The sequence below is a fragment of the Micromonospora hortensis genome (assembly GCF_022230935.1).
In the GTDB taxonomy this organism is placed as follows: domain Bacteria; phylum Actinomycetota; class Actinomycetes; order Mycobacteriales; family Micromonosporaceae; genus Micromonospora; species Micromonospora hortensis.
This window is the reverse complement of record NZ_JAKKFE010000016.1, coordinates 20,382-41,928: the sequence shown is the minus strand read 5'-3', so window position 1 is coordinate 41,928 and position 21,547 is coordinate 20,382. Positions and strand designations below refer to the sequence as shown.

The following is a 21,547-nucleotide window of genomic DNA, read 5'->3' as shown; positions in this document are numbered from 1 at the left end:
GATCAGTCCCGCGCCGCACCCCCACCACGGGCAGGACGTGGTAGACAACACAGCAATGCGCATCGTGATCGCGGACGACGCCGTCCTGCTCCGGGAGGGGCTGGTCCGACTGCTGACCGAGAGCGGGCACCAGGTGGTGGCCGCCGTCGGGGACGGTGACGCCTTGGTCGAGGCGGTGGTCGAGCACCGGCCCGACGTGTCGATCGTCGACGTCCGGATGCCGCCGTCGCACACCGACGAGGGGCTGCGGGCTGCGGTGGAGGCCCGCCGGCTGGTGCCGCGTACCCCGATCCTGGTGCTCTCCCAGTACGTCGAGGTGTCGTACGCCGATGATCTGCTCGCCACCACCGGCGGCGCCGGTGGTGGGATCGGCTACCTGCTCAAGGACCGGGTGGCAGCGATCGACGAGTTCCTGGACGCGCTGCGGCGGGTGGCGGGCGGCGGCACTGTGCTCGACCCGGAGGTGGTGGGTCAGCTCTTCGCCCGACGTCGCCGCGACGACCCGCTGCGCGAGCTGACCCCCCGCGAGCGTGAGGTGCTCGCCCTGATGGCCGAGGGACGTTCGAACACCGCCATCGCGCGCGCCCTGGTGGTCAGCGACGGCGCGGTGGAGAAGCACGTGCGCAACATCTTCACCAAGCTCACCCTGCCGCCGGACACCGAACAGCACCGGCGGGTGCTGGCCGTCCTCACCTATCTGCGGAACTGACCTCCCGGGCCAGGGCCACCGCGTCGGTGAGGGTGTCGGCCACCGGGTGACCGGAGGCGCGCAGCCGAGCCGGGTCGGTGAACCCGCCGGTGTAGAGGACGGCACGGCCACCCACAGCGAGCGCCGCGTCCGCGTCGTCGATGGAGTCACCGATCAGCACCACCGAGGCGCCGTCCACGCCCAGTTCGGCCAGGTGCACCTGGAGCGACTCGGCCTTGTAGCCGCCGCCGACAGTGGCCCGCAGCCCGTCGACGCGGGTGAAGTGGCCGGTCAACCCGTACGTGTGCACTGTCGGGACTAGCTCCTCGTGGAACCACATGGACAGCAGGCTCTGGCTGCCCGGCCAGGCAGCCATCGCGTCGCGCGCGTCGGCGGCCAGCTCGCAGGTGGTCAACCCGGTGCGGTACGCGTCGTGGAAGATCTTGTCCAGTCGGCCGAACTCGTCGTCGTCCACTGCCTGCCCGAGCACCTCGGCGTAGTACTCGGCGATCGGCCGGCGGAACCGCACCCGGTGCTCGTCCGAGGTGACCGTCGGCCCACCCAGGCTCGCGAACACGACGTTGGTGGCGGACACCACCAGGCTGAGGTCGTTGAGCAGGGTGCCGTTCCAGTCCCAGACGAGGTGCGGGTGCGCAGAGGTCATCAGAGCACCATAGGCACCTGTCAGAGCTGCGGCGTGGTCAGGTCCCGCAGCAGCCGGTCTTCCTCGACCCGCCAGTAGCCGTGCTCCTTGCCGTCGAGCATCACCACCGGCAGCCGGTCCCCGTACTCCCGCTCCAGACCCTCGTCGCCGGTGACGTCCCACTCGACCCACTTGTCGCCGGTGACCGCTACCACCCGGTCGAGCGCCGCCTTGGCGTCGTCGCACAGGTGGCAGCCGGGTCGGGTGATCAGGGCGAGTCGGGCGTCACTGGCCATCGGTTACCTCCGTGCAGTCGGTCGGCGTCGCCGACCGGAGTTGGGTCTTGCGTACCTTGCCGATCGCCGAGTGCGGCAGGGCGTCGACGAACTCGACAGCGGTCGGGCACTTGAAGCGGGCCAGGTTCCGTGCGCAGTGGGCGAGCAACTCCTCGCTGGTCACCGGTCGGCCCTGCGCCGGCACCACGTACGCCCGCACAGTCTCGCCGGTCCGCGGGTGCGGCACACCCAGTACCGCCGACTCGACCACCCCGGGGTGCCCGGCGAGCACCAGCTCGACCTCGTGCGGATAGACGTTGAACCCGTTGACCAGGATCAACTCGCCGAGCCGGTCGACCAGGAAGAGGTCCCCGTCCTCGTCGGCGTAGGCGATGTCTCCGGTGCCCCACCAGCCGTCGGCGTCCGGGCCGCCCCGACCGTCGGGCCAGTAACCGGTGAAGAGGTTGGGGCCGGACACCACGATCTGCCCCGGGTCGGTGCCCGGCGCCACGTCGGAGATGTCCAGCTCGTCCGGGTCGTCGTCGGGGACGGCCAGCCCGTCGCGCCACAGGTCCGCCCCGTCGGCGCCGACCAGGCGTAGCCGCACCCCGGGCAGCGGCCGGCCGATCGAACCCGGCTTAGCCACGCCGCCGACCAGGGTGGAGGTGAGCACCGGCGCGGTCTCGGTGAGGCCGTACCCGATGTGCACCTGATGCCCGGTGACCTCCGTGAAGCGCGCCGCGACAGCGGGTTCGAGGGGTGCCGCGCCGCACACCGCCACCCGCACCGACGCGGTCGCCGCGCGGGCCGTGGCCGCGCCGGCCCAGGTCAGGAACATCGACGGTACGCCGACCAGCACGCTGACCCGGTGCCGCGCGACCTCGTCCAGCCCTGCCGTCGGGCCCGGCTCGTCAATTAGCACGCCGGTCGCGCCGTGGTGCACGACAGCACCGAGCCCCGAGTTGAGCCCGTACGCGTGGAACAGCGGCAACGCCAGAAGAACAGTGTCGGTCGGCCCGACCACCGGCGGCTTGATCTCCGCGACCTGTTCGTGGTTGGCGAGCAGCGCCTGGTGCGACAGCATCGCCCCCTTGGGTCGCCCCTCGGTGCCGGAGGTGTAGAGCAGTACAGCCAGGTCGAAGCCGCCGCGTCGCGGGCGGGGTGCCGGTCCGGGCGCCTCGGCGGTCGGTGGCGTGCCGTACACCGAGGCGAGCGCGGGCAGCTCGGCGGCCACGTCGGCGACCAGCCCTCGAACGTGGTCGGTGGCGATGAGCACCGACGCGCCGGAGTCGGCCAGCACGTGCCGTAGCTCCGGGGCGGTGAGGCCGGGGTTGACGGGCACTGTGACCAGCCCGGCGCGGAGGGCGCCGAGCCAGGCGATCACGAAGTCCGGTGTGTTGGGCAGCGCGATGGCGACGCGTGGCGGCGTACCGGCGGGGTCGGTGGGAGGCGCGGCGGCGGACAGGCCGTGGGCGGCGGCGTCCACCGCGGCGTCCAGTTCGGACCAGCTCAGTGTGTGCTCACGCCAGTGCAGCGCGGGCCGGTCGGCGCTGTCGAGAGCCGCCCGGCGGACCCGGTCGGCGAGGTTCGGCGCGGGGCTTTCCGAGGCGTCCTGCACGGTGATCGAGTCTGGCACAGCGGACGGCGACGGGCCACGCCCGATGGGCGGGGCCACGGGCGGGAGACGACACCGCGACAGTCCCATGTACGGGACTGTCCGGTGTGCCACCGGCGATCCGATCAGGTCCTGTCGATGGGACGTGCGACGCTGACCACGGGCAGTTCGGCCGCCCGGTCCGGCCGGGCGACGCGGCGGGCCAGCCGAACGGGCGGTAAGGCTCCGACCTGGGGATCCATGGTGGAACACCCGACCGGCGGAAAGTCAATCGCACACGACGGACAACCGGTCCGGCACCGGTGCGACGGAGCGGGAAATACTTCCGCCTTGTGTAACGGACTTGCCACGCGCGGGTGACGTTGGCCCTATTATCACTCGGGTCGGCTCACCCCATTTGCCGTGAGTCGACACCCCTCAGCCCGAGGAGGCCCCCGTGCCTGTGAGCGCATTGGACCAGCACCTCCAGGGGAATTGCCGCCCGTCGGCAACTCCCGTGACCGTCCTGCCCGACCGGTCAACCGGTCGGTCCGCCCCGACGAGACCTAGACCGGCCCGCCCGGCGACCGACGGGACGGGGGCAACACGGTGACCACCTTCGGTTACGCGGAACGCCCGCTCGGCCTGACCGGTCAACCCGCCCGCTCCCATGTAAACGAGCGGCCAGCGGCCCGTGCCCCATCGGACGAACAGCACGGCGGCGTCGTGCGGGGTGACGGCGCGGCGCAGCGGATCCGCAGCCGGCCACACCACAACGAGCCACCGCCACGACCCGCGGTGCCCGGTGCAAACGCGAAGCCGGCCGGCGGCCGGGTCGCCGTACCGCAGCGACCCGCAATGCCCGTGCAGGGTCGTCGGGTAGCCGACACACCGGCGGTCACCACCGATCCGGCGGCGGGTGAGACAGCGGTGATCCCGGCGGTGCCGGCCACCACCGCCACCACCCCGACCGGTTTCCCCAGCCGCCCGGACCCGTCCGACCCGGCAACCGAGGTCTGGACGCTGATCGAGCGGGCCCAGGCCGGCGAGTCCGAGGCGTTCGGTCTGATCTACGACCGCTACGTGGACACCGTCTTCCGGTTCGTCTACTTCCGGGTCGGCAACCGGCAACTCGCCGAGGACCTCACCTCGGACACCTTCCTGCGCGCGCTCAAGCGGATCGGCAGCTTCACCTGGCAGGGCCGCGACCTCGGCGCCTGGCTGGTGACGATCGCCCGCAACCTGGTCGCGGACCACTTCAAGTCAGGTCGGTACCGGCTGGAGGTCACCACCGGCGACGTGCTCGACGCCGACCGGGAGGACCGGGGCCCGGAGGGCAGCCCGGAGGCTGCGGTGGTGGAGCACATCACCAACGTCGCGCTCCTCACCGCTGTGAAGCAGCTCAACCCGGAGCAGCAGGAGTGCATAGTGCTCCGCTTCCTCCAGGGCTTCTCGGTCGCCGAGACGGCCCGCGCGATGGGCAAGAACGAGGGAGCCATCAAGGCCCTCCAGTACCGCGCCGTCCGCGCCCTGGCCCGTCTGCTGCCCGACGGCTTCCAGCCGTAGTTTGTTACGGCGGGACCGACGGACGCCGATCAGCGTCCGCGCAGCTCAGAGTCGGTCCCGCCCGGTGATGACCATCACTTTCTGTAATTTCGGCTCCGCCAGGCCCGTAACCCGTGCACGGTCCGCCGCGTTTCTCCGGGTGCGACCGGTGGATGTCCCGGCAGGCCCGGGTCACCGAGGTCCGACCGGCATGCCGGCGGCACCTCACCTCCGTGGTGTCACACTGCCGCCCGGTCGCTGGCAACGACGGCGGCCGACCGGCCGTGACCAGCGAGAGGAGGTGCCTGCGGTGGACAACACCCTCTTCTCCCGCCGGCGCGCGGAGCGCTTCGCGCAGCTTCTCGACGAGGCCAACGGCGCTCGACGACACCACGTGCGATCCCGGGTGGACGGCCAACTGGCGCCGCTCGTCGCAGTGGGTCAGCGGCTCAGCGTCGACCCCCCGGCTGTCGAGGTGGACCAGGACTTCCGTACCGGCCTGCGGGCGATGCTGCTCGCAACCGCCGAGCGGGAAGGGCTGGGCAGCACACCAGCGGCGGTCAGCGAACCGGCCGCCACTACCACCCGCGGGCGGCTACTGCCGGCGGTCACCGCACGGCGGGCCCGAGCCCGGGGCGCGATCCTGGTCGGCATCGCCGCCGGGGCCATCGCCGTCTCCGGGATCTCCGCCGCCAGCGAGAACGCGGTGCCCGGTGACGCGCTGTACGGCATGAAGCGCTCCACCGAACGGGCACAGCTCGCCCTGGCCAGCTCCGACATCAGCCGGGGCCAACTCTTCCTGGACTTCGCCCGGACCAGAGTCGGCGAAGCCGCCAAGCTGCGCGGCGACAGGATCGGCTACAGCGCGGTCCTCGACGACATGGACGCCGACAGCCGGCAGGGAGTTCGCCTGCTGACCTCGGCCGCCGTGCAGCGGGCCGAGCCGGGCAGTCTGGACACTCTCAACACCTTCGTGTCGAGCCAGCGCCGGGCCGTACGCGGTCTGCTCGACGGGAGCACCCGGGTCGACCGGGAACGGACCCAGCGGTCGCTGGTGTTGCTGGAGAGCATCCGGGAACGCTCGGACGAGCTGCGCGCGGCGATCGCCTGCGGCCTGCCGGCACCGACCGCCAGCGACGCCCTCGGGCCGAACCCGAACACCTGCCCCGGGGCCCGCTGACCCGCGTCCCCATACCGCACGTCCGACCGGCCGCGCCACAGTTCGCTGTGTGCCCGGCCGGTCGCCCGTCTACGGCGGATACCCTCGCTGGGGAGCATCCGTCGTACCGGTGAGGAAGGGATTCGCGTGGCGCGTAGCCGTAAGGTGACGGTCAGCACCGACGCCGAGGGGCACACCGCAGCCTGGGCGGAGACCGACCTGGCCCCGGTCAGCGCACCCGATCCGACCGCTGCGGCGTTCTTCGACGTGGACAACACGATGATGCAGGGCGCGTCGATCTACTGGTTCGCGCGTGGTCTCGCCTCCCGCAACTACGTGACCACCGCCGACCTGGCCCGATTCGCCTGGCAACAGCTCCGCTTCCGGCTGCTGGCCCGGGAGCACGCCGGTGACATGTCACTGGCCAAGGAGGCGGCGCTGGCCTTCGTCCAGGGCTGGCGGGTCAACGAGGTCGAGCACCTCGCCGAGGAGATCTTCGACGAGATGATGGCCCCCCGGATCTGGGCCGGCACCCATCAGCTCGCCCAGCGTCACCTGGACGCCGGTCAGCGGGTCTGGCTGGTCAGCGCCGCCCCCGTCGAGATCGGCCGGGTGATCGCCGCCCGGCTCGGCCTCACCGGTGCCATCGGCACTGTGGCCGAGGTGCTCGACGGGGCGTACACCGGACGTTTGGTGGGTGACCTGATGCACGGGCCGGCCAAGGCTGAGGCGGTCACCCAGCTCGCCGCCGTGGAAGGGCTCGACCTGTCCCGCTGCGCGGCCTACAGCGATTCGGCGAACGACCTGCCGCTGCTCTGCGCGGTGGGCCGGGCGGTGGCCGTCAACCCGGACGGCGCCCTGCTGCGGCAGGCCCGCCAGCATGGCTGGGAGGTGCGGGACTTCCGCACCGGCCGCCGAGCGGCCAAGATCGCCGTACCGTCGACAGCGGCGGCCGGGCTGGTCGCTGGCGCGGTGACCGCCGGCCTGGCCCTGCAGCGCCGCCGCCGCGCCGGCTGAGACGCCGTGTCCGCTGAGACGTCCTAGGGGCCGAACGGGTCGGGCCGCCGCTCCAGCAGCGTGTGCAGGGTTTGCTGGATGGTCTCCCGCACCTGGTCGGCGAGGTTGAAGACCACCAGCGGGTCGTCCGCCGAGTCGGTCAGGTGGGCGGTGGGGATCGGCGGGCAGAACTCGATCAGCCACTTGCTGGGTAGCGGCACCATGCCCAGCGGGCCGAGCAGCGGGAACGTCGGCGTGACCGGGAAGTAGGGCAGCTTCAGCAGCCGCGCCAGCGGCTTGATGTCGGCGAGCATCGGGTAGATCTCCTCGCCGCCGACGATGGCGACGGGCACGATCGGGGTGCCGGTGCGCAGCGCCGCCGAGACGAAACCGCCCCGCCCGAAGCGTTGCAGCTTGTACCGGTCGGCGTAGAGCTTGCCGATGCCCTTGAAGCCCTCGGGGAACACACCCACCAGATCGCCGCCGCCGAGCAGCCGCTCGGCGTCCGGGTTGCAGGCCACGGTGCCGCCGGTCTTGCGGGCCAGCTCGGACACCACAGGCATCCGGAAGACCAGGTCGGCGCCGAGCAGCCGCAGGTAGCGGTGGGCGGGATGCTTGTCGTGCAGCGCCGCCGAGAGGATCAGGGCGTCGAGTGCCACAGTCCCGGAGTGGTTGCCGACCACCAGGGCGGGCCCGTCCACTGGGACGTGCTCCACCCCACTGACCTCGGTGCGGAACCAGTCCCGGTAGAGCAGCCGCAGCAGCGGGTGGAAGACCGCGTCGGTCAACTCCGAGTCGAAGCCGAACTCGTCGACCTCGTAGTCACCGGAGAGCCGTCGGCGCAGGAACGCCAACCCGTTCGCGACCTTGCGGTCCCAGTGGTCCCCGGGCCGGTCCGACACCGCCGGCTCGGTGCCGCCTGGCAACCCGGCGTCGACCTCGTCGGCCGGCATCGGCGTCGAGGCCGGGGTCGGCGGTGCGGTCGAGGCCGACGGTGCGGTTGCGGCCTGCGGTGCGGTCGGGGTCGGGGCCTGCGGGGCCGGTCGATGTCCGTTGCGCCGCGCCGGCTCCGCGTCCGGCGCGGGCACCTGCTGCGGTACGTCGAAACGCCCGACCGACTGCGGGTCGCGCCCCTCCTCCGGCCCACTCATGACGCCGCCTCGGTTCGCGACTGCGGGGCTCGCAAGACCGGCCCACTCCTCGCGCTCATGACGACCGCTCCCGGACCGCTGAGCGGACCTGCCGGATGCCGTCCAGGACGAGTTGCTCGGCCGCGGCCAACTGACCCCGGGTGACCACCACCCCACCGTGATGGGCGCGGATGAAGTCCTCGAACGCCTCGGCGGTCGACCGGGGCGTGAAGCCGTACTCCTGCTCGAGCCGGCTGGTGTCGACCACCCGGCCGTGCACGAAAAGGTCTACCTGGTCCAGGCCGTAGCGGCCGAAGCCCATGGTGCGGGCCAGCGCGGCGGCCCCGGAGAGACCCGGCTCCAGCACCGGAACGGCTACCCGTCCGGCGCGCCGGATCGCCTGGGACAGCGACAGCACTCCGGGGCCGGCGACGTTGTACGTGCCGGGATGGTCCTCCACGATCGACCGGTGCAGCACCTCCAACGCGTCGTCGAAGTGCAGGAACTGCAGGCGGGGGTCACGGCCGAAGACGGTCGGCACGAACGGCTGCGAGAAGTAGCGGGTCAACGTGGTGTCGGCGGTCGAGCCGATGAACGGGGCGAAGCGCAGCACCGTGGCGGTGACGTCGGATCGGCGGCGGCGGAAGCCGCGCACGTACCCCTCAAGGTCGAGGATGTCGCGGCCGAAACCGCCGCGCGGCACCTCGCGGGGTTCGGTCTCCTCGGTGAAGACCGCAGGATCTCGGAACGACACCCCGTACGCGGCTGTCGACGAGCGGACCACGAGCTTGCGCAGTCGGGGTGCCCGCTGGCAGGCGGCGAGCATCTGCATGCTGCCGATGACGTTCTGGTCCTTCATCGCGGACCGGCCGCCGTGCTGCGGGTCGGGTGAGGTGACCAGCGCGAGGTGCACCACCGCGTCGACGTCCAGGTCGGCGAGGAGGCCACCGAGGGAACCGCTGTCGACGCGGATGCGTTCGACGCGGTCCAGTAGGTCGGTGAACTCGGTGCCGGAGTCCGGTGCGTCGACCCCGATGACCCGTTCGATGCGCGGGTCGGCGGCCAGTCGGGCCGCCACGTGGGCACCCAGGTAGCGGCCCACTCCGGTGACGACGACGACCCCCGGAGCACCTGAGGTGCCACCGGGGGTCATCTGACGCACCTACGCCGGCAGGATGGACCGAGCCGGGACGACCACGGCCTGATCACCTGAGCCTCCGGAGGTCGACAGTTTGGCAAGTGACGCCGAACGCCGGGCTTTGAGCCCGGCGGCGATCACTTGCCGAGACGGCGACGCTGGACGCGGGTCTTGCGCAGCAGCTTGCGGTGCTTCTTCTTAGCCATGCGCTTACGGCGCTTCTTGACCACCGAGCCCATACGACAGCCTTTCGATACAACGTGCGGGGCGGACCGGATGACACCACGCAGGTGGCGACGGCGACCGCTTGCGGACAACGGACCGGACCAGTCTGGGCGGCGGGGCGCACCGGTGGGGTCTCGGTCGGGCTCCAGGGTAGCCGGAGGGCGTCAGCCGGACCAACGCGCCCCCGTCACGGCCACCTGTGGTTCGCGACCGCGAGGCCCGCGAGCTCACTCCTTACGCCCACCGATGCCGGTCAGCCGGCTATCGGAGGGCGGGGCGGTGGCTCAGGCGGTCTCCTGAAAGGCACCCCGGAGATATTCGTGCACCGCATGCTCGGGCACCCGGAACGACCGGCCGACCCGGACGGCGGTGAGTTCACCGCTGTGCACCAGGCGATAGACAGTCATCTTTGACACCCGCATGACCGTCGCCACTTCCGCGACGGTCAGGAACTTGACCTCCGACAGCCGTCCGTCGGACTGTGACCCGGCCATGGCTCACCGACCCATCCCATGCCCGGCGCGTGCCAACCCGACGGATGCTCCGGGCCGGGCCGGCGACGCGCGTGTTACCAGTACGGTAGCGGGGCGGTTGTGACCGGCGCGATCCCTTCCTGCAACTGATCATGCTTCGGTGGCCGGTTCACCCGATCCGTGCTCCCGTTATCCACCCGTCCGCGCCTGTCGTCCGGTTGTTGCGGCGCTGGTCATTCGGTGCGCAACGCGACCACCGGGTCGAGACGGCCGGCGCGCTGCGCGGGAACCACCCCGAAGACGATGCCCACCACCGCCGACACCCCGAAGGCCAGCGCCAACGACCACCAGGTGATCGCAGCCGGGATTGGCGACAGCGCGTCGACCAGCAGGGCGGTCCCCACTCCCAGCGCCATACCGGTGAGCCCGCCGATCGTGGTGAGCAGCACCGCCTCCAGCAGGAACTGCACGCCGATGTCGCGGGGACGTGCGCCGACGGCCTTGCGCAGCCCGATCTCCCGGGTCCGCTCCCGAACGCTGACCAGCATGATGTTGGAGACGCCGACGCCGCCGACGAGCAGCGAGATGCCGGCGATGGCCGCCAGCACACCGGTGAGGACACCGAGGATGTCGCCGAGGACGCCGAGGATCTGCTGCTGGGTGACCGCGCTGAACTCGGTGTCCGGGTGGCGGCGGTTCAGCTCGGCGACGATCCGTTCGCCCAGCTCGTCGATCCGCTCCCGGTCCGGCGCCTTCACCGCGATGCCGTCGACCCGCTGGGTGCCCCAGAGTCGCTGCGCGGCGGTCACCGGCACGTGCACCTCGTCGTCCCGGTCGACGCCGAGGCTCTGCCCGAGGGGCGTGAAGACACCGATCACCCGGAACCGCACCCCGGCCAACGCCACCTGCTGGCCGAGCGGGTCCCGGTCGGGGAAGAGCGCACGGGCGACCGAGTCACCGAGCACTGCCACCCGTCGGCTGGTGTCCACGTCGGTGCCGGTGAGATAGCGTCCCCGCGCCAGCGAGCGGGTGAACACCGCCGGGGTCGTCTCCAGGACGCCCTGCACGGTGGTGAAGTCGGAGCGGGCGCCGGCCCGCGCTGTCGCCCCGGACGCGACGGTGACGGCCACCCGGTCGGGGTCGCCGACCACCCGGGTGACGGCGTCCACGTCCTTGAGGGTCAGCGGCGAGACGACAGGCGCGTTGCCCACCTCGATCCGGCCGGGGACGACCAGCAGCAGGTTGGAGCCGAGGCCCTCGACCTGTTGCTCGACCTTCTGTTTGGTGCCGGTGCCGATGGCCACCAGCAGCACCACCGAGGCCACCCCGATGATCACCCCGAGCATGGTCAGCGCACTGCGCAGCCGGTTGGCCCGCAGGGCGTCCAGCGCCACCCGCCACGCCTCGGCGACTCTCACGCCGTACCCCCGGGTCGGTCGGCTTCGCGCTCACCCGCAGCCGCGTCGCGCGCCTCGCCCTGGGCGGCGTCGCGCGGATCGTTTTCGGGCCGCTCGACCTCGCGCGGAAGGCGCCCGGTGGCTCCGGCGGCGCCACCGGAGCCACCGGACGGGTGCCCCGGACCGCTTCCGGACGCGGACCGGGGCTCCGCGCTGGGAGCGGGGACCAGTGTCGCAGGTCGACCGTGATCAACGGACGGCGGTCGATCATGAACGGAGCGCGGGTCGGCGCTGTCCGCGTTCGGCGGGTGTGCGCTCACTGCGCTGTCCGCCACTACCACCCCGTCGCGCATGGTGATCCGGCGGTGAGCGCGGGCCGCCACCTCCTGGTCGTGGGTGACCATCACCAGCGCCACCCCCGACTCCGCGTTCAGTTGTTCCAACAGCTCCAGGACTGCGGCGCCGGTGACGCTGTCCAGGTTGCCGGTGGGTTCGTCGGCCAGCAGCACCGTCGGCTCGGTGACCAGCGCGCGGGCGATCGCCACCCGCTGCTGCTCACCGCCGGACATCTGGTTGGGCCGGTGATCCAGCCGGTGCCCGAGGCCGACCCGGCCCAGCATCGCCGCCGCCCGCTCCCGCCGCTGCCGGGCCGACACCCCCCGGTAGACCAGGGGCAACGCCACGTTCTCCACAGCCGAGGTACGCGGCAGCAGGTGGAACGCCTGGAAGACGAAGCCGATGGTCTCGTTGCGCAGGGTCGCCATCTCCGGTGGGGCGAGGGCGTTGACGTCCCGCCCGCCGATGACCAGGCGGCCACCGGTGGGCCGGTCCAGCCCACCGAGGAGGTGCATGAGGGTGGACTTGCCCGAGCCGGACGGGCCGACCAGGGCCACGTAGTCCCCCGCCTTCACGGTGAGCGAAACCCCGCGCAGCGCCTCCACCGACACCCCGTCGAGCTGGTACGTCCGGGACACGTCCACCGCCTCGATGGCCGGCACGCGCTGCCCTGCCGGCGGATCCGCGACGGTGGGTTCGCTCACTGGACTTCCTGGCCGTCGCGGACCTGGTCGGCGCCGCGCACCACGATCCGGTCGCCGGGCTGCACGCCGTTGAGGATCTGCACCAGGTCGGACCCCTGGACGCCCACCGTCACCGAAGCCCGGCCCGCCTTGCCGTCACGGACCACCCAGACCGCGTCCCGGCCGTCGGCCGAGAACACCGCCGACGCGGGGACGGTCACCGCGTCGACGGCCTCACGTACCCGCAGGTGCACGATCGCGTTCATGCCGGGGCGGGGAGTCGGGGCCAGCTCGTCCTCGGCCAACGTTCCGGCGCCCAGCGCGAGGCGGACCCGATAGGTGACCCCGCCCTGCGCGGAGTTGGTGGGAAGCACGTCGACCGAGCGGACTGTGGCGTCGTAGCTGGCGCCGGTGACGGCGTCCAGCTCGACAGTGGCGGTCACGCCCGCCTTGACGAGGAGTACGTCGGTCTCGTCGACCTCGGCGAGCAGTCCGAGCTGTCCGGTGTCCACCACTGTCAGCACCGGCGCGCCGGCGGTGACCAGCCCGCCGACCGCGACGGCGTCGTCCACGCCGGCGGGCGGCCCACCCTGGCTGGGGGCCAGCACGGACGGGTCGAGGCCGGCGCCACCGGCCTGCTCCAACAGCCCGGCCAGACCAGCGTTCGCTCCACCGCTGGCTCGGGTGCCACCGGGCTGCACCACCCCGGCGATCGGGGCGCGCAGGGTCAGCGCGTCGACTGTCGCCTTCGCCAGGTCGTACGCCTGCTGGGCCTGGAGCCGCTGCGCCGCGGAGAGCGCGCCGACGGCGGAACTCAACCCGTTGATCCCCCGCTGCACCGCGCGGACCGCCTGGTCGGCGCTGCGCGCCGCGGACGCGTACTGGCGTTGCGCCGACGTCACCTGGGTGAGCAGTGCGTCGCGCAGTTGCGGGTCGGCGATCTTCTCGGCGGCCTTCCGGGCCGCGTCGAACGCCTCGTCGGCGGCCTTGTCGGTGCCGCGCCGGCTGCTGGTCAGGTTGCCGGCTCCGACGCCCCGGCCGGCGCGCTTAGCGGCGGTCAGCGCCTCCTTGGCCTGACGGAGACGCTGTTGCGCGTTCGGTGAGTCGACCACTGCCAGCACCTGACCGCGCTTCACCCGCTGTCCAGGCTGGACGCGCAGGCTGGCCAGGGTGCCGTCGGCGGGAGCGGTGAGGGTGGCTGCGGCGCGAGCGGTCACCGTGGCCGGAGCGTCGATCACCTCGGTGACCGGGTTGCGAGTGGCCGAGGCGAGCGCGAGGTCGGGGCCTTCGTCGCCGCAGGACGCGGCGGTGGTGGCGGTGAGAACGACGACGGCGGTCAGGGCAATGAGCAGGCGGGGCCGCGTGGCGCTCGCGGGCCGCGGCGGGTGGAGGCGGCGCACGCATCGATCGTACGGGTGGTGACAGCATGACGAGCACCGCCATGCAAAGGATCGTAACGACCCCCGCCGTGAATTCGGGATCTATGATCGTTCGTCGATGCTTGTTCTCGACTGGCCTGATGGCGGGCGGCGAAATCGTATCCGCCGCCCGCCATTGAGCCCAACAATCGACCCCTGACAACTACGCCTGTTGCTTACTACCGAAAATTTGCAGGATATGTGCTTGCCGTCAGAGACCTTCGAATACCAGATTGCGAAGCTCTGCTGCAGCGGACCTTACCGTCTCGTCATCGTCGCCAAGAAGCTGGCCCACCACGCCCTTAAGAGCCGCAGCCTTCTCGGCGTCCAAGCTCGCGACGTACATCGCACCGTTCAAGCAGCTATAAAGGTGGTCGATATAGTTCGTCATGCTGGTCCCTTCAACGGCCGCGGCCCACCCCCGCGCAAACATCCGCCATGAAACGAGATCAGCCCGAGCCAATAGAGCATCAGCGGTGGCAACGGTGACAGCGGTGTCCTTCGCATCCATGAGCAATCGAAGAATCACACCATCCGTGACCGGCTCGCCCAGGTAGGCGACAAGACCTTGGCCAGCCCTGCTACGGTCCTGCCAGCTCTCCGACTCAGCCAGCAGCAGAAGTTCCTCTAGATCAGACACGGACGCCACTTCCACCTCATGGACACGGTAGCCAAATTCGAGTCAGGGAATAGGGGCGGGCACCCCGATTAGTGTGATCAGAAACCGCACGGCGGCTCGCCTACGGGGCCCACACCAGAGAAGGCATCACCCGTTTCCTGAACGAAGGCCTTGCCGCTCGGGTTGACATTCTCTCGATAGGTCTGCCAGTGGGGCGTCTCGACACCCTTGTGTGTCGCACCGAAGAGATCTGTTCGATACTTGAGATTACCCTTTCCATCGTATACACCCCAGTCGACGATGGCACCGCCCGCACCACGCCTATAGAGAACTCCGTCCGATGGACCGCCACTCGTCGGCACACGACCTTGCGTCCATTCATGGGAATTACCCCACGGATTGGAGCCGTTAGAGTTGTGAACCAGGACCGGAGCTTTACCAGCGAAGACATAGTACGTGTGGAGGCCGTCGACGGTGAGGTTGTATGCCTCGCCTGAGTGAGCGGTGTTCGGACGGATACCTAGCACGGATCGGGTGCGGCCGTTGGCCAACAACACGAGGTCGCCCGAATCAAACTCATCAGCCCGCTGCCACTGCCGATCAGTCTGGTTCCAGAACGGATGATCCTCAGTAGTCGTAACCGCCGAGCCGAAGAGTTGAAGATCGACGAAATCATCGTCGTGCACCCAGACGTGCGTAACAAATCTCGGCCCCTGCTCACCCACCTCCGGATCCGAGGCCATAACCTCGTCCCCGACCTCGACATCCATGAGGCGCTTGGTGGAACCGTCCGCCATCAGAACTTCAGTGTCACCACTGAAGCTCTTACAGCCACCGCCGCCCGCAGGGCGTTTGCCGGGTGCACCCACACGTCCGGCGCTGCCGAGTGCCCCGAGCGCACCGCTCTGGAACATCTCGTCCGCCGGCAGGTTCGCCGCCAAGAAGTCGATGTACGGGTTGTAAAGGTCCTCAATCCACTGCTGGCAGCCGCCCGGACGTCCCATCTCGTGACAGATGTTCATGGCGAGCGCCCGTTCATCCTGGGCCATCAACTCGTCGTTCGAGGTGAAGTTCCGGGTAAACCATTCGCCACGCTGCTCGTTCCAGCGGCGGGTGAACTCCTCAAGCGGCACCGTCTCGGGCACGAAGATCACGTGCCCGAGGATCCGAGGGTGCGTCCGCTTCCGGTCCCTGGTGCTCGTCTTGCCGTTCTTGTTGCCCCAATCGATGTTCGCGTCGGTGCCGCAGCCACCCGGGCAGCCACCCGCGCCACGACCGTCGCCCTCTTTCAGGGGACGGGGGTCGTAACCACGGCAATCGAACTCTAGGCAGTCAGCCGGGATCAGACCGTCCGGGTCACTCATGGTGACCGGGGAGTTGTTGGCGTAGGAGTAGCCGTTCCACTGCTGCGGATCGGCCAGGTCCTGCAACGGGTCGACCGAGACGAACCGACCGATTGTCGGGTCGTAGTTTCGGGCGCTGACCTGGGTCAGGCCGGTGCTCGTGTTCAGCGGCTGGTTCAGGAAGCCGCGGTTGTCCGGCGCCGTGACGGTAGAGCCGCGGGGCGCGCCGTACGGGGTGTACTGCCGCCAGGTCGGCACCTGGGCCGTGTTGTTCAGGTAGAGGTTCGGCGTGCCCTGGTGGTCCGGGATGGTGAACCCGTACGCGGTGCCACTGCCCGTGCGATAGGCCATCGCACCGCTGGGCAGCGGGTAGTAGCGGGTGCCGCTCAACGCCTGGGTGTTGGTGTTGAGGGTGATCTGCTGACCTGGCAGGTAGAGAGTGGTGACCCCCGGGTCCTTCTGGATCAGCAGGTTGCCGTCGGCGTCGTGCAGGAACGAGCTGTTTCCGCCAGTGCTGCCGGTCACCGACGCCAACTCACCAGCGTCGTCCCAGTTCAGAGTTTGGGTGCCCTGCCCGGCCTTGCGGGTGGTCATGTTGCCCGCGTCGTCGTAGCTGTACGAGGTGCTGCCGGTGAGTCCACCGGAGGTGGCGGTGCTCGTCAACGTGTGCGGCTGGCCCTTGGCGTTGCCGTCGTACACGTAGTTGGTGGTGGTGTCGGTCCCGCCGGACGTCGAGTACTGGGTCTGACTCTTCCGGTTGCCGAGCGAGTCGACGTTCCACTCGGTCCAGTAGGCGCTGGTGGCACCGATGCCACTGCCGACCATGGCGCGGTTACCGAGGGTGGGCGTGACCGCGCACGCGTCGGTCGCCGTCCATGCCTTGGTGAGCCGCCGCAGCGAGTCGTACCGGTAACACTGCGTCTCCGACGCGGTGGTCGGGTCGGAGCGGGTGTCGACGGTCTTGGTGATGTTGCCGTACAGGTCGTACTCGTAGTCTCGCTTGCCGACGTCCTTGGTGGTGGTCGTCGTCTTGGTCACCAGTTGTTGCTTACGTCGCCCGTTGTGGTCGTCGTAGATGTTGACGACCGAGGCCCCGCTCGTCGAAAGACCCACAAGGTTACGGGTGACCCGTCCCCACGCGTCGTAGTCGACGGACGCGCTGTAGCCGGCAAGCCCACCGACGACCGTCGGCAGGTCCAGTATTCCGCCGTAGGCGCGAATCACTGTCTCGCTGGGCAGGTTTCCCCTGGCCGGGTAGGTGTCGGTAACCGGAAGCCCGGTCGTCGCTGAATAGGTGTGCCCGAACGCGTACGTGTTGCCGAGCGCCCCTTCGACAGCGGGGATGGTGATCGTCTCGCCCTTCGAGTTGCCGAAGGAGTCGAAGTTGATCCACTGAGTGCTGTATTCGGCGCCATTGCGGAAGGCGGTCGCCGTGGTCAACTTGCCAATCGCATTCGTGATCGACGCGGCGCTGTTGTCGTTGTCGTACACCCATGCCGCCAGCTTGTTGCTGGCCGACTGCGTCGCGGCCGTCGCGGCGAAGCTGGCCGTACGACGGTTGATCTTGTCGAAGGTGGACGAGACGGTCTTGCCGCGACCGTCGGTCGACTCGATGACGTTGCCCGCGCCGTCGTAGCGCATGGTGCTGGTGCCGGCATCCGGGTCGTCCTTGCTGACCACCTGCCCCAGCAGGTTGAACGTGCTGATCCAGGGGTTACCGGCAGCGTCGGTAACTGTCGACTGGTTGTCCTGCCCGTCGTAGCCGTAGGTGCTGTCCACCGAGGTGCCGCCGGTGAGGCGGTAGACGCCGGTGAACGAGTTCGACGGGGAAACCAGCGTCGGCGCTGCGGTGTACTGGAGTTGCTTCTCCAACCGGCCCATCGGGTCGGTGACCGTCGCGGTGACGGTGCCACCGGTCGGCGGGATGACCGTCGTACGGTCGCCGTTGTACACCGTCCTGGTCGACGACTTGACCACGCCGTCGCGGGCGCTCTCGGCCAGGATGACCCGGCCAAGCCCGTCGTAGGTGTTGAAGGTCTGGTTGAGGGCCTTCTTCTCCAGCGAGTCGGCGTAGACCGGAACCGTGTTCGGTCCGCTGGCGGCGTCCCACCAGCCGTTGTAGGTCGCCCGCACCCAACCCCGGCTGTCGTAGAACGAGTCGGAAATCATCCGACCGCCCACGTTCGTGTCCGCCTGGGTCTGCCGCACCCGGTACTGGGCGTCGTAGATGGTGGTGGTGGTCGCGTAGCTGTTATTGAGGTTCAGCGTCTCGGTCGTCGTCGCGGTTGGCCCGCTCTTGGAAACCGCGTAGCTGTGCTTCACGTTCGGCAGAGCGCTGGTGGGCCTGGACGCCAACCAGACCGTCTTCAGCCGACCCAGCGCGTCGTACTGGGTACGGGTGACCACCCCGTTGGCATCGGTGCTGCTCGTGGGGAGATTACGCAGCGTGGTCATGGTCGTGGAGGTGCCGTGGCCCTCCGCGTTCTGCAGGGTCATGCCGGTGGTCAGGCCGGCGGCGTTGTCGGTGTAGCTGGTGGTGGACTTGTTGCCGTTGCCGTCCCAGGTGCCGGTGGCGCGACCGTAGGCGTCGAACTCGACCCGGTCGGTGGTCTGGTAGGCATATCCGCCGGAGACCCAGTCGGACGCCTTGCGGACCATCGTGACGTTGCCCCGGCTCGGGGCCGCCTGCGGGAACGTGGTCGCGAACTGCGGGTCGTCGTAGTAGGTCCGGGCATGCGAGACGACCTGCGCCGGCCGGTTGACAGTGGTCGGGGCGGCCAGCGTGTTGGTGCTGCCCGGCACCGACGTCGGCGAGCCGGCGCGGAAGCCGGCGCAGGCCACCGACACGGTCTCGACCTGGCTGGTCAGGCCGACCAGATTGAGACCGGTGTTGGCCGGGGCGTACGTCGTGCTCGTGCACCGGTCGTAGGCGGGGTTCGCCGGCACTGTGTGGTCGTACGAGTGCTGCAGCAGGCCGAAGGTCGCGGAGCTGGTCGACGCGTCGTACGACATGTCGGTCTGGCTGTATCGCCAGGTGGTGCTGGAACCCGAGGTGACCGCCTGCCGCCGCCAGGTCTGCACCGGCGCGCTGAACGTCGCGGTCAGCGCCGGGAGCCCCGTGCGGCTCCGGGTAGCTGTCGCGTCCGACACCCAGTACGAGGTGACAGTCGAGCTGTCGATCGGACCGCCGTCACCCAGGTACGAGGTGGCCTCCAGGGCACGCCCGGCGAGCTGATCGACATCCTCGTGGACGCCGCCGGCGCTGTCGGTGACGTTGACGACAGTGGTGTTGTTGTTCTTGCTCATGCCACGGTAGTAGGTGGTCTCGCCCAGGGTGCGGGGGTCGTTCGCGCCGTCACCGTTGCGGACCCGAACCTTGCCGTAACCGCGGAACTGGCCGTAGGTGCGGTACTTGGCCTTGACCACCTCGTTGTCGTCGAAGTGCCACGCCGCGCCGTCGACGTACTCATAGTTGGTGGAGGTGGCCGGGGCGCCCCCGGTGGGGTCGGTCGTGGTGACCCGGGTGACCGCGTACTTGTGGAACCAGTCCCGGATCGGGTTCGGCAGCCCGTCCGGCGTCCAGTAGACGGGGTAGCAGGACTGGGTGTTGGACGTGGGACTGATCGTCACCGGCGCGGTGCAACGCTTCGGCAGCTCGTAGCTGGGCGAGATGACTGAACCGGTCTCGGTGGTGATCGTCGCGATCCGCTGCCGGTAGAACGACGGGTAGCCACCTGCGGTGTCCACCCGGTTGGGCAGCTTGATGCCGGTGAACGACACCGAGGGCAGCGAGATGGCGCTGGTGGAGCCACCGGAGGTGGTGTCATGCCCGGTGCGGGTGATCGACGACAGCCACAGCGCCGGCGATGTCTCGTCTTCTGGGTTCGGCAGCGTATGGGTGAACGCGTAGGTGTCGACCTTCCGGTACGGCGGGGTGAGGCTCGCGTCGTACTGCTGGGTCTCGATGGACGTCAGCCGCACCGTGGAGAAGAACGATGGACTCCACGGCTTGCAGTCCGTGCCCGAGTTGCAGACCAGGTCGAACGGCACGTCCGGCCAGTTGGCCTTGTTCGCCTCGTTCAGCGGCTTGCAGGTGCCGGAGAGGCAGCGGTCGTCGGTGTTGAAGACCACCTGGTTGGGGATGATGCCGTACGCGCCGTTGTCGCGGAAGCCGTAGTCGATCCGGGCGAGGTTGCTGTCCCGGATGTAGGACACGTCGGTGGCGCCCTCGTTGCGTCCGTAGTAGTTGGTGGCCTGGTTGTAGTAGTAGGCCATCGCGTTGCCGTGGACGTCCTTGGCGTAGTCGAGGTTCCACCGGTACGCCATGGTGCAGACCGACGAGCTGAAGCCGGCCGCGTTGTAGCAGGGGTCTCCCGAGTGCGCCGAGTAGACCGGGATGTGGTCGACCGACTTGGTCTCCGGCTTGTTGGTCGTCCAACCCGGCAGGCGGTTACGGCCGAACTCGTAGACGGTGCCGTCCCGCTCGGTGACCCGCCAGTAGTCGGTGTCCTTGGTTCCGCTGCCGTTGCCCGAGTTCATGACCCGGGTGACCACCGCACCGGTGTCGTTCTGCATCTTCCAGACGCTCTTGGCGGAGTCCCAGATCAGTGAGCTGGAGGATCCGTTGAGGGCGATGGTGAGGACCGGGCCGGCGTAGCAACGGTCGTTCGTTTTGACCGGGGACGGGCTGCCACCCGGGTCGTCCGCGCAGGAGACGAAGGTCTGCTCGACGTACGACTTCGGGGTGGTCCAGCCGTCGCCCACCCAGGAGGCCTGCGCGTTGGTCGCGGCGGTCTGACCGTCGACACCACCGGAGTTGTAGGAGAGGGCCAGTTGCGGCAGGAGCTTCGACCGGGTCGGTGGCACGGTCACCGGGTACGAGTAGCTGAACGAGCCCGTGCTGCCACCTGCCGTCCACGAACCGGACGGCTTCAGGTCGGTCGCCGCATAGGTGCCGCCCCTACCGCCCTCGTCGCCAGCACCCGCCACGGCGGCGAAGACCATCGCCGAGTCGGCCGACCGGCTGTCGGCGGTGGCGGTCGTGATCGGCACCTCGGCCGAGACCGAGTTGCTCGCCGGGTCGTTGATGGAGACCAACGGTGTCGGCGTTCGGCACTCGGCGAGCGCCGGTGTGGTGAGGGCGCACGCGGGCATCCGCACGAGTCGCAGTCGGGAGCCGTAGTTGCCGCCGTACGCCTCGGCGAAGTCGGCGTAGTCGACGCCGACGCGCACCGATCCGTTGACTGGCTCGGTCGACGACGGGGTCACCGAGAGCAGCACGCCGCCGACGCCTGCCGCCTCGGTCGCCTTGCGGTCGGCGACCGACACCCGCATCTGCTGCGGGCCGGCGTACCGTCCGCGCTTGACGACCGGTTCCACCCAGACCGGGGTGCCTGCCGCGCGGGCCTTCGCCGGTGCCGTAGCCCGGGTAGCGGACGCCGATCCGGTCAACGCCACAGTCGTCGAGGCAGCCTTCGGCCACGCCGTCCGCGACGGTCGATAGGTCGACTTGGCCTGGTCGGGTGGAGTCACGAAGTTCGTGGGCAGCGGCTTGACACCGGTCACCGAACGCCCTGGCGACATGGGCGGCAGTGTGGACAGTCCACTGTCTTCCGGCTTCGCAGCCGCCGGTGCACCCACCAACAAGCTCGCCACCAGCGACGTAGCCGCGGTCAGTGCCCCCAGCCGTTTGCGCCGTGTAAGTAGGCGCAATCCCCCGTGCCCGGCCATTTCACCCTCACCTCTGCGAGATCGTCAGAAATCCACGCAGGGTGTCTCGTCGCACACCCCCGTGGCGCGAACAATGTTTCATGTCGGCTTCCCCCGAAGGTAACGGTGCGATAACAAATGACCACGATCACAGCGGCAAATACGCTGCAGTGAGT

16 protein-coding genes are annotated in these 21,547 nt (G+C 69.7%); 4 read left to right on the top strand and 12 right to left on the bottom strand.

What is annotated here, in order from left to right; genetic code table 11:
• Window positions 1–55: 55 nt before the first annotated feature.
• Window positions 56–709, top strand: a complete 654-nt coding sequence (locus NIE111_RS12355) for a response regulator transcription factor (protein WP_030329744.1) — start codon at window positions 56–58, stop codon at window positions 707–709.
• On the opposite strand, the gene NIE111_RS12350 is transcribed toward NIE111_RS12355, so the two are convergent.
• The 3 genes from NIE111_RS12350 to NIE111_RS12340 are packed head-to-tail and all read right to left on the bottom strand — an operon-like array spanning window position 690 to window position 3,224.
• A complete protein-coding gene (locus tag NIE111_RS12350) occupies window positions 690–1,352 on the bottom strand; it encodes an HAD family hydrolase (protein WP_238684535.1) in 663 nt (220 codons plus the stop codon). The two genes, NIE111_RS12355 and NIE111_RS12350, sit on opposite strands and share 20 nt — an antisense overlap.
• 20 nt (window positions 1,353–1,372) lie before the next feature.
• The gene (locus NIE111_RS12345) at window positions 1,373–1,627 is read right to left on the bottom strand and encodes a glutaredoxin family protein (RefSeq protein ID WP_030490173.1); all 255 of its coding nucleotides are present in this window, start codon (window positions 1,625–1,627) and stop codon (window positions 1,373–1,375) included.
• Window positions 1,617–3,224, bottom strand: a complete 1,608-nt coding sequence (locus NIE111_RS12340) for an AMP-binding protein (protein WP_238684534.1) — start codon at window positions 3,222–3,224, stop codon at window positions 1,617–1,619. The genes NIE111_RS12345 and NIE111_RS12340 overlap by 11 nt, the downstream gene beginning before the upstream one ends.
• Before the next feature lie 585 nt (window positions 3,225–3,809).
• Here NIE111_RS12340 and NIE111_RS12335 point away from each other — a divergent pair.
• The 3 genes from NIE111_RS12335 (at window position 3,810) to NIE111_RS12325 (ending at window position 6,921) form a co-directional block, all read left to right on the top strand.
• The gene (locus NIE111_RS12335) at window positions 3,810–4,766 is read left to right on the top strand and encodes an ECF subfamily RNA polymerase sigma factor, BldN family (protein ID WP_238684533.1); all 957 of its coding nucleotides are present in this window, start codon (window positions 3,810–3,812) and stop codon (window positions 4,764–4,766) included.
• A 289-nt stretch (window positions 4,767–5,055) separates the two neighbouring features.
• The gene (locus tag NIE111_RS12330; protein ID WP_238684532.1) at window positions 5,056–5,925 is read left to right on the top strand and encodes a DUF5667 domain-containing protein; all 870 of its coding nucleotides are present in this window, start codon (window positions 5,056–5,058) and stop codon (window positions 5,923–5,925) included.
• A gap of 126 nt (window positions 5,926–6,051) precedes the next feature.
• On the top strand, window positions 6,052–6,921 hold the full coding sequence (locus tag NIE111_RS12325) for an HAD family hydrolase (RefSeq protein WP_238684531.1): 870 nt from the start codon (window positions 6,052–6,054) through the stop codon (window positions 6,919–6,921).
• Between the two features lie 23 nt (window positions 6,922–6,944).
• Here NIE111_RS12325 and NIE111_RS12320 read toward each other — a convergent pair whose 3' ends face one another.
• The 9 genes from NIE111_RS12320 to NIE111_RS12280 all read right to left on the bottom strand — a co-directional run bounded on the left by NIE111_RS12320 (window position 6,945) and on the right by NIE111_RS12280 (window position 21,245).
• Window positions 6,945–7,853, bottom strand: a complete 909-nt coding sequence (locus NIE111_RS12320; protein ID WP_238684595.1) for a lysophospholipid acyltransferase family protein — start codon at window positions 7,851–7,853, stop codon at window positions 6,945–6,947.
• A gap of 253 nt (window positions 7,854–8,106) precedes the next feature.
• A complete protein-coding gene (locus NIE111_RS12315) occupies window positions 8,107–9,183 on the bottom strand; it encodes an NAD-dependent epimerase/dehydratase family protein (protein WP_091402730.1) in 1,077 nt (358 codons plus the stop codon).
• A 122-nt stretch (window positions 9,184–9,305) separates the two neighbouring features.
• A complete protein-coding gene (locus tag NIE111_RS12310; protein WP_007465623.1) occupies window positions 9,306–9,407 on the bottom strand; it encodes a 30S ribosomal protein bS22 in 102 nt (33 codons plus the stop codon).
• Window positions 9,408–9,677: 270 nt separating this feature from the next.
• Complete coding sequence (locus tag NIE111_RS12305) at window positions 9,678–9,887, bottom strand: helix-turn-helix domain-containing protein (protein ID WP_007465625.1); 210 nt, start codon at window positions 9,885–9,887, stop codon at window positions 9,678–9,680.
• A gap of 212 nt (window positions 9,888–10,099) precedes the next feature.
• On the bottom strand, window positions 10,100–11,284 hold the full coding sequence (locus NIE111_RS12300) for an ABC transporter permease (protein WP_238684530.1): 1,185 nt from the start codon (window positions 11,282–11,284) through the stop codon (window positions 10,100–10,102).
• Window positions 11,281–12,261: an ABC transporter ATP-binding protein gene (locus NIE111_RS12295; RefSeq protein ID WP_238684594.1), complete on the bottom strand. Its 981-nt coding sequence runs from the start codon at window positions 12,259–12,261 to the stop codon at window positions 11,281–11,283. The genes NIE111_RS12300 and NIE111_RS12295 overlap by 4 nt, the downstream gene beginning before the upstream one ends.
• Before the next feature lie 38 nt (window positions 12,262–12,299).
• The gene (locus NIE111_RS12290; RefSeq protein WP_238684529.1) at window positions 12,300–13,682 is read right to left on the bottom strand and encodes an efflux RND transporter periplasmic adaptor subunit; all 1,383 of its coding nucleotides are present in this window, start codon (window positions 13,680–13,682) and stop codon (window positions 12,300–12,302) included.
• A gap of 229 nt (window positions 13,683–13,911) precedes the next feature.
• A complete protein-coding gene (locus NIE111_RS12285; RefSeq protein ID WP_238684528.1) occupies window positions 13,912–14,340 on the bottom strand; it encodes a hypothetical protein in 429 nt (142 codons plus the stop codon).
• A 77-nt stretch (window positions 14,341–14,417) separates the two neighbouring features.
• Window positions 14,418–21,245, bottom strand: a complete 6,828-nt coding sequence (locus NIE111_RS12280) for a polymorphic toxin type 24 domain-containing protein (protein WP_238684527.1) — start codon at window positions 21,243–21,245, stop codon at window positions 14,418–14,420.
• Window positions 21,246–21,547 lie beyond the last annotated feature (302 nt).

Excerpts from the sequence above, each read along its gene's own strand:
- NIE111_RS12355 (WP_030329744.1), top strand. The coding sequence starts at position 56 with ATGCGCATCGTGATCGCGGACGACGCCGTCCTGCTCCGGGAGGGGCTG.
- NIE111_RS12350 (WP_238684535.1), bottom strand. The coding sequence starts at position 1,352 with ATGACCTCTGCGCACCCGCACCTCGTCTGGGACTGGAACGGCACCCTG.
- NIE111_RS12345 (WP_030490173.1), bottom strand. The coding sequence starts at position 1,627 with ATGGCCAGTGACGCCCGACTCGCCCTGATCACCCGACCCGGCTGCCAC.
- NIE111_RS12320 (WP_238684595.1), bottom strand. The coding sequence starts at position 7,853 with ATGCCGGCCGACGAGGTCGACGCCGGGTTGCCAGGCGGCACCGAGCCG.
- NIE111_RS12315 (WP_091402730.1), bottom strand. The coding sequence starts at position 9,183 with ATGACCCCCGGTGGCACCTCAGGTGCTCCGGGGGTCGTCGTCGTCACC.
- NIE111_RS12310 (WP_007465623.1), bottom strand. The coding sequence starts at position 9,407 with ATGGGCTCGGTGGTCAAGAAGCGCCGTAAGCGCATGGCTAAGAAGAAG.
- NIE111_RS12305 (WP_007465625.1), bottom strand. The coding sequence starts at position 9,887 with ATGGCCGGGTCACAGTCCGACGGACGGCTGTCGGAGGTCAAGTTCCTG.
- NIE111_RS12280 (WP_238684527.1), bottom strand. The coding sequence starts at position 21,245 with ATGTCGCCAGGGCGTTCGGTGACCGGTGTCAAGCCGCTGCCCACGAAC.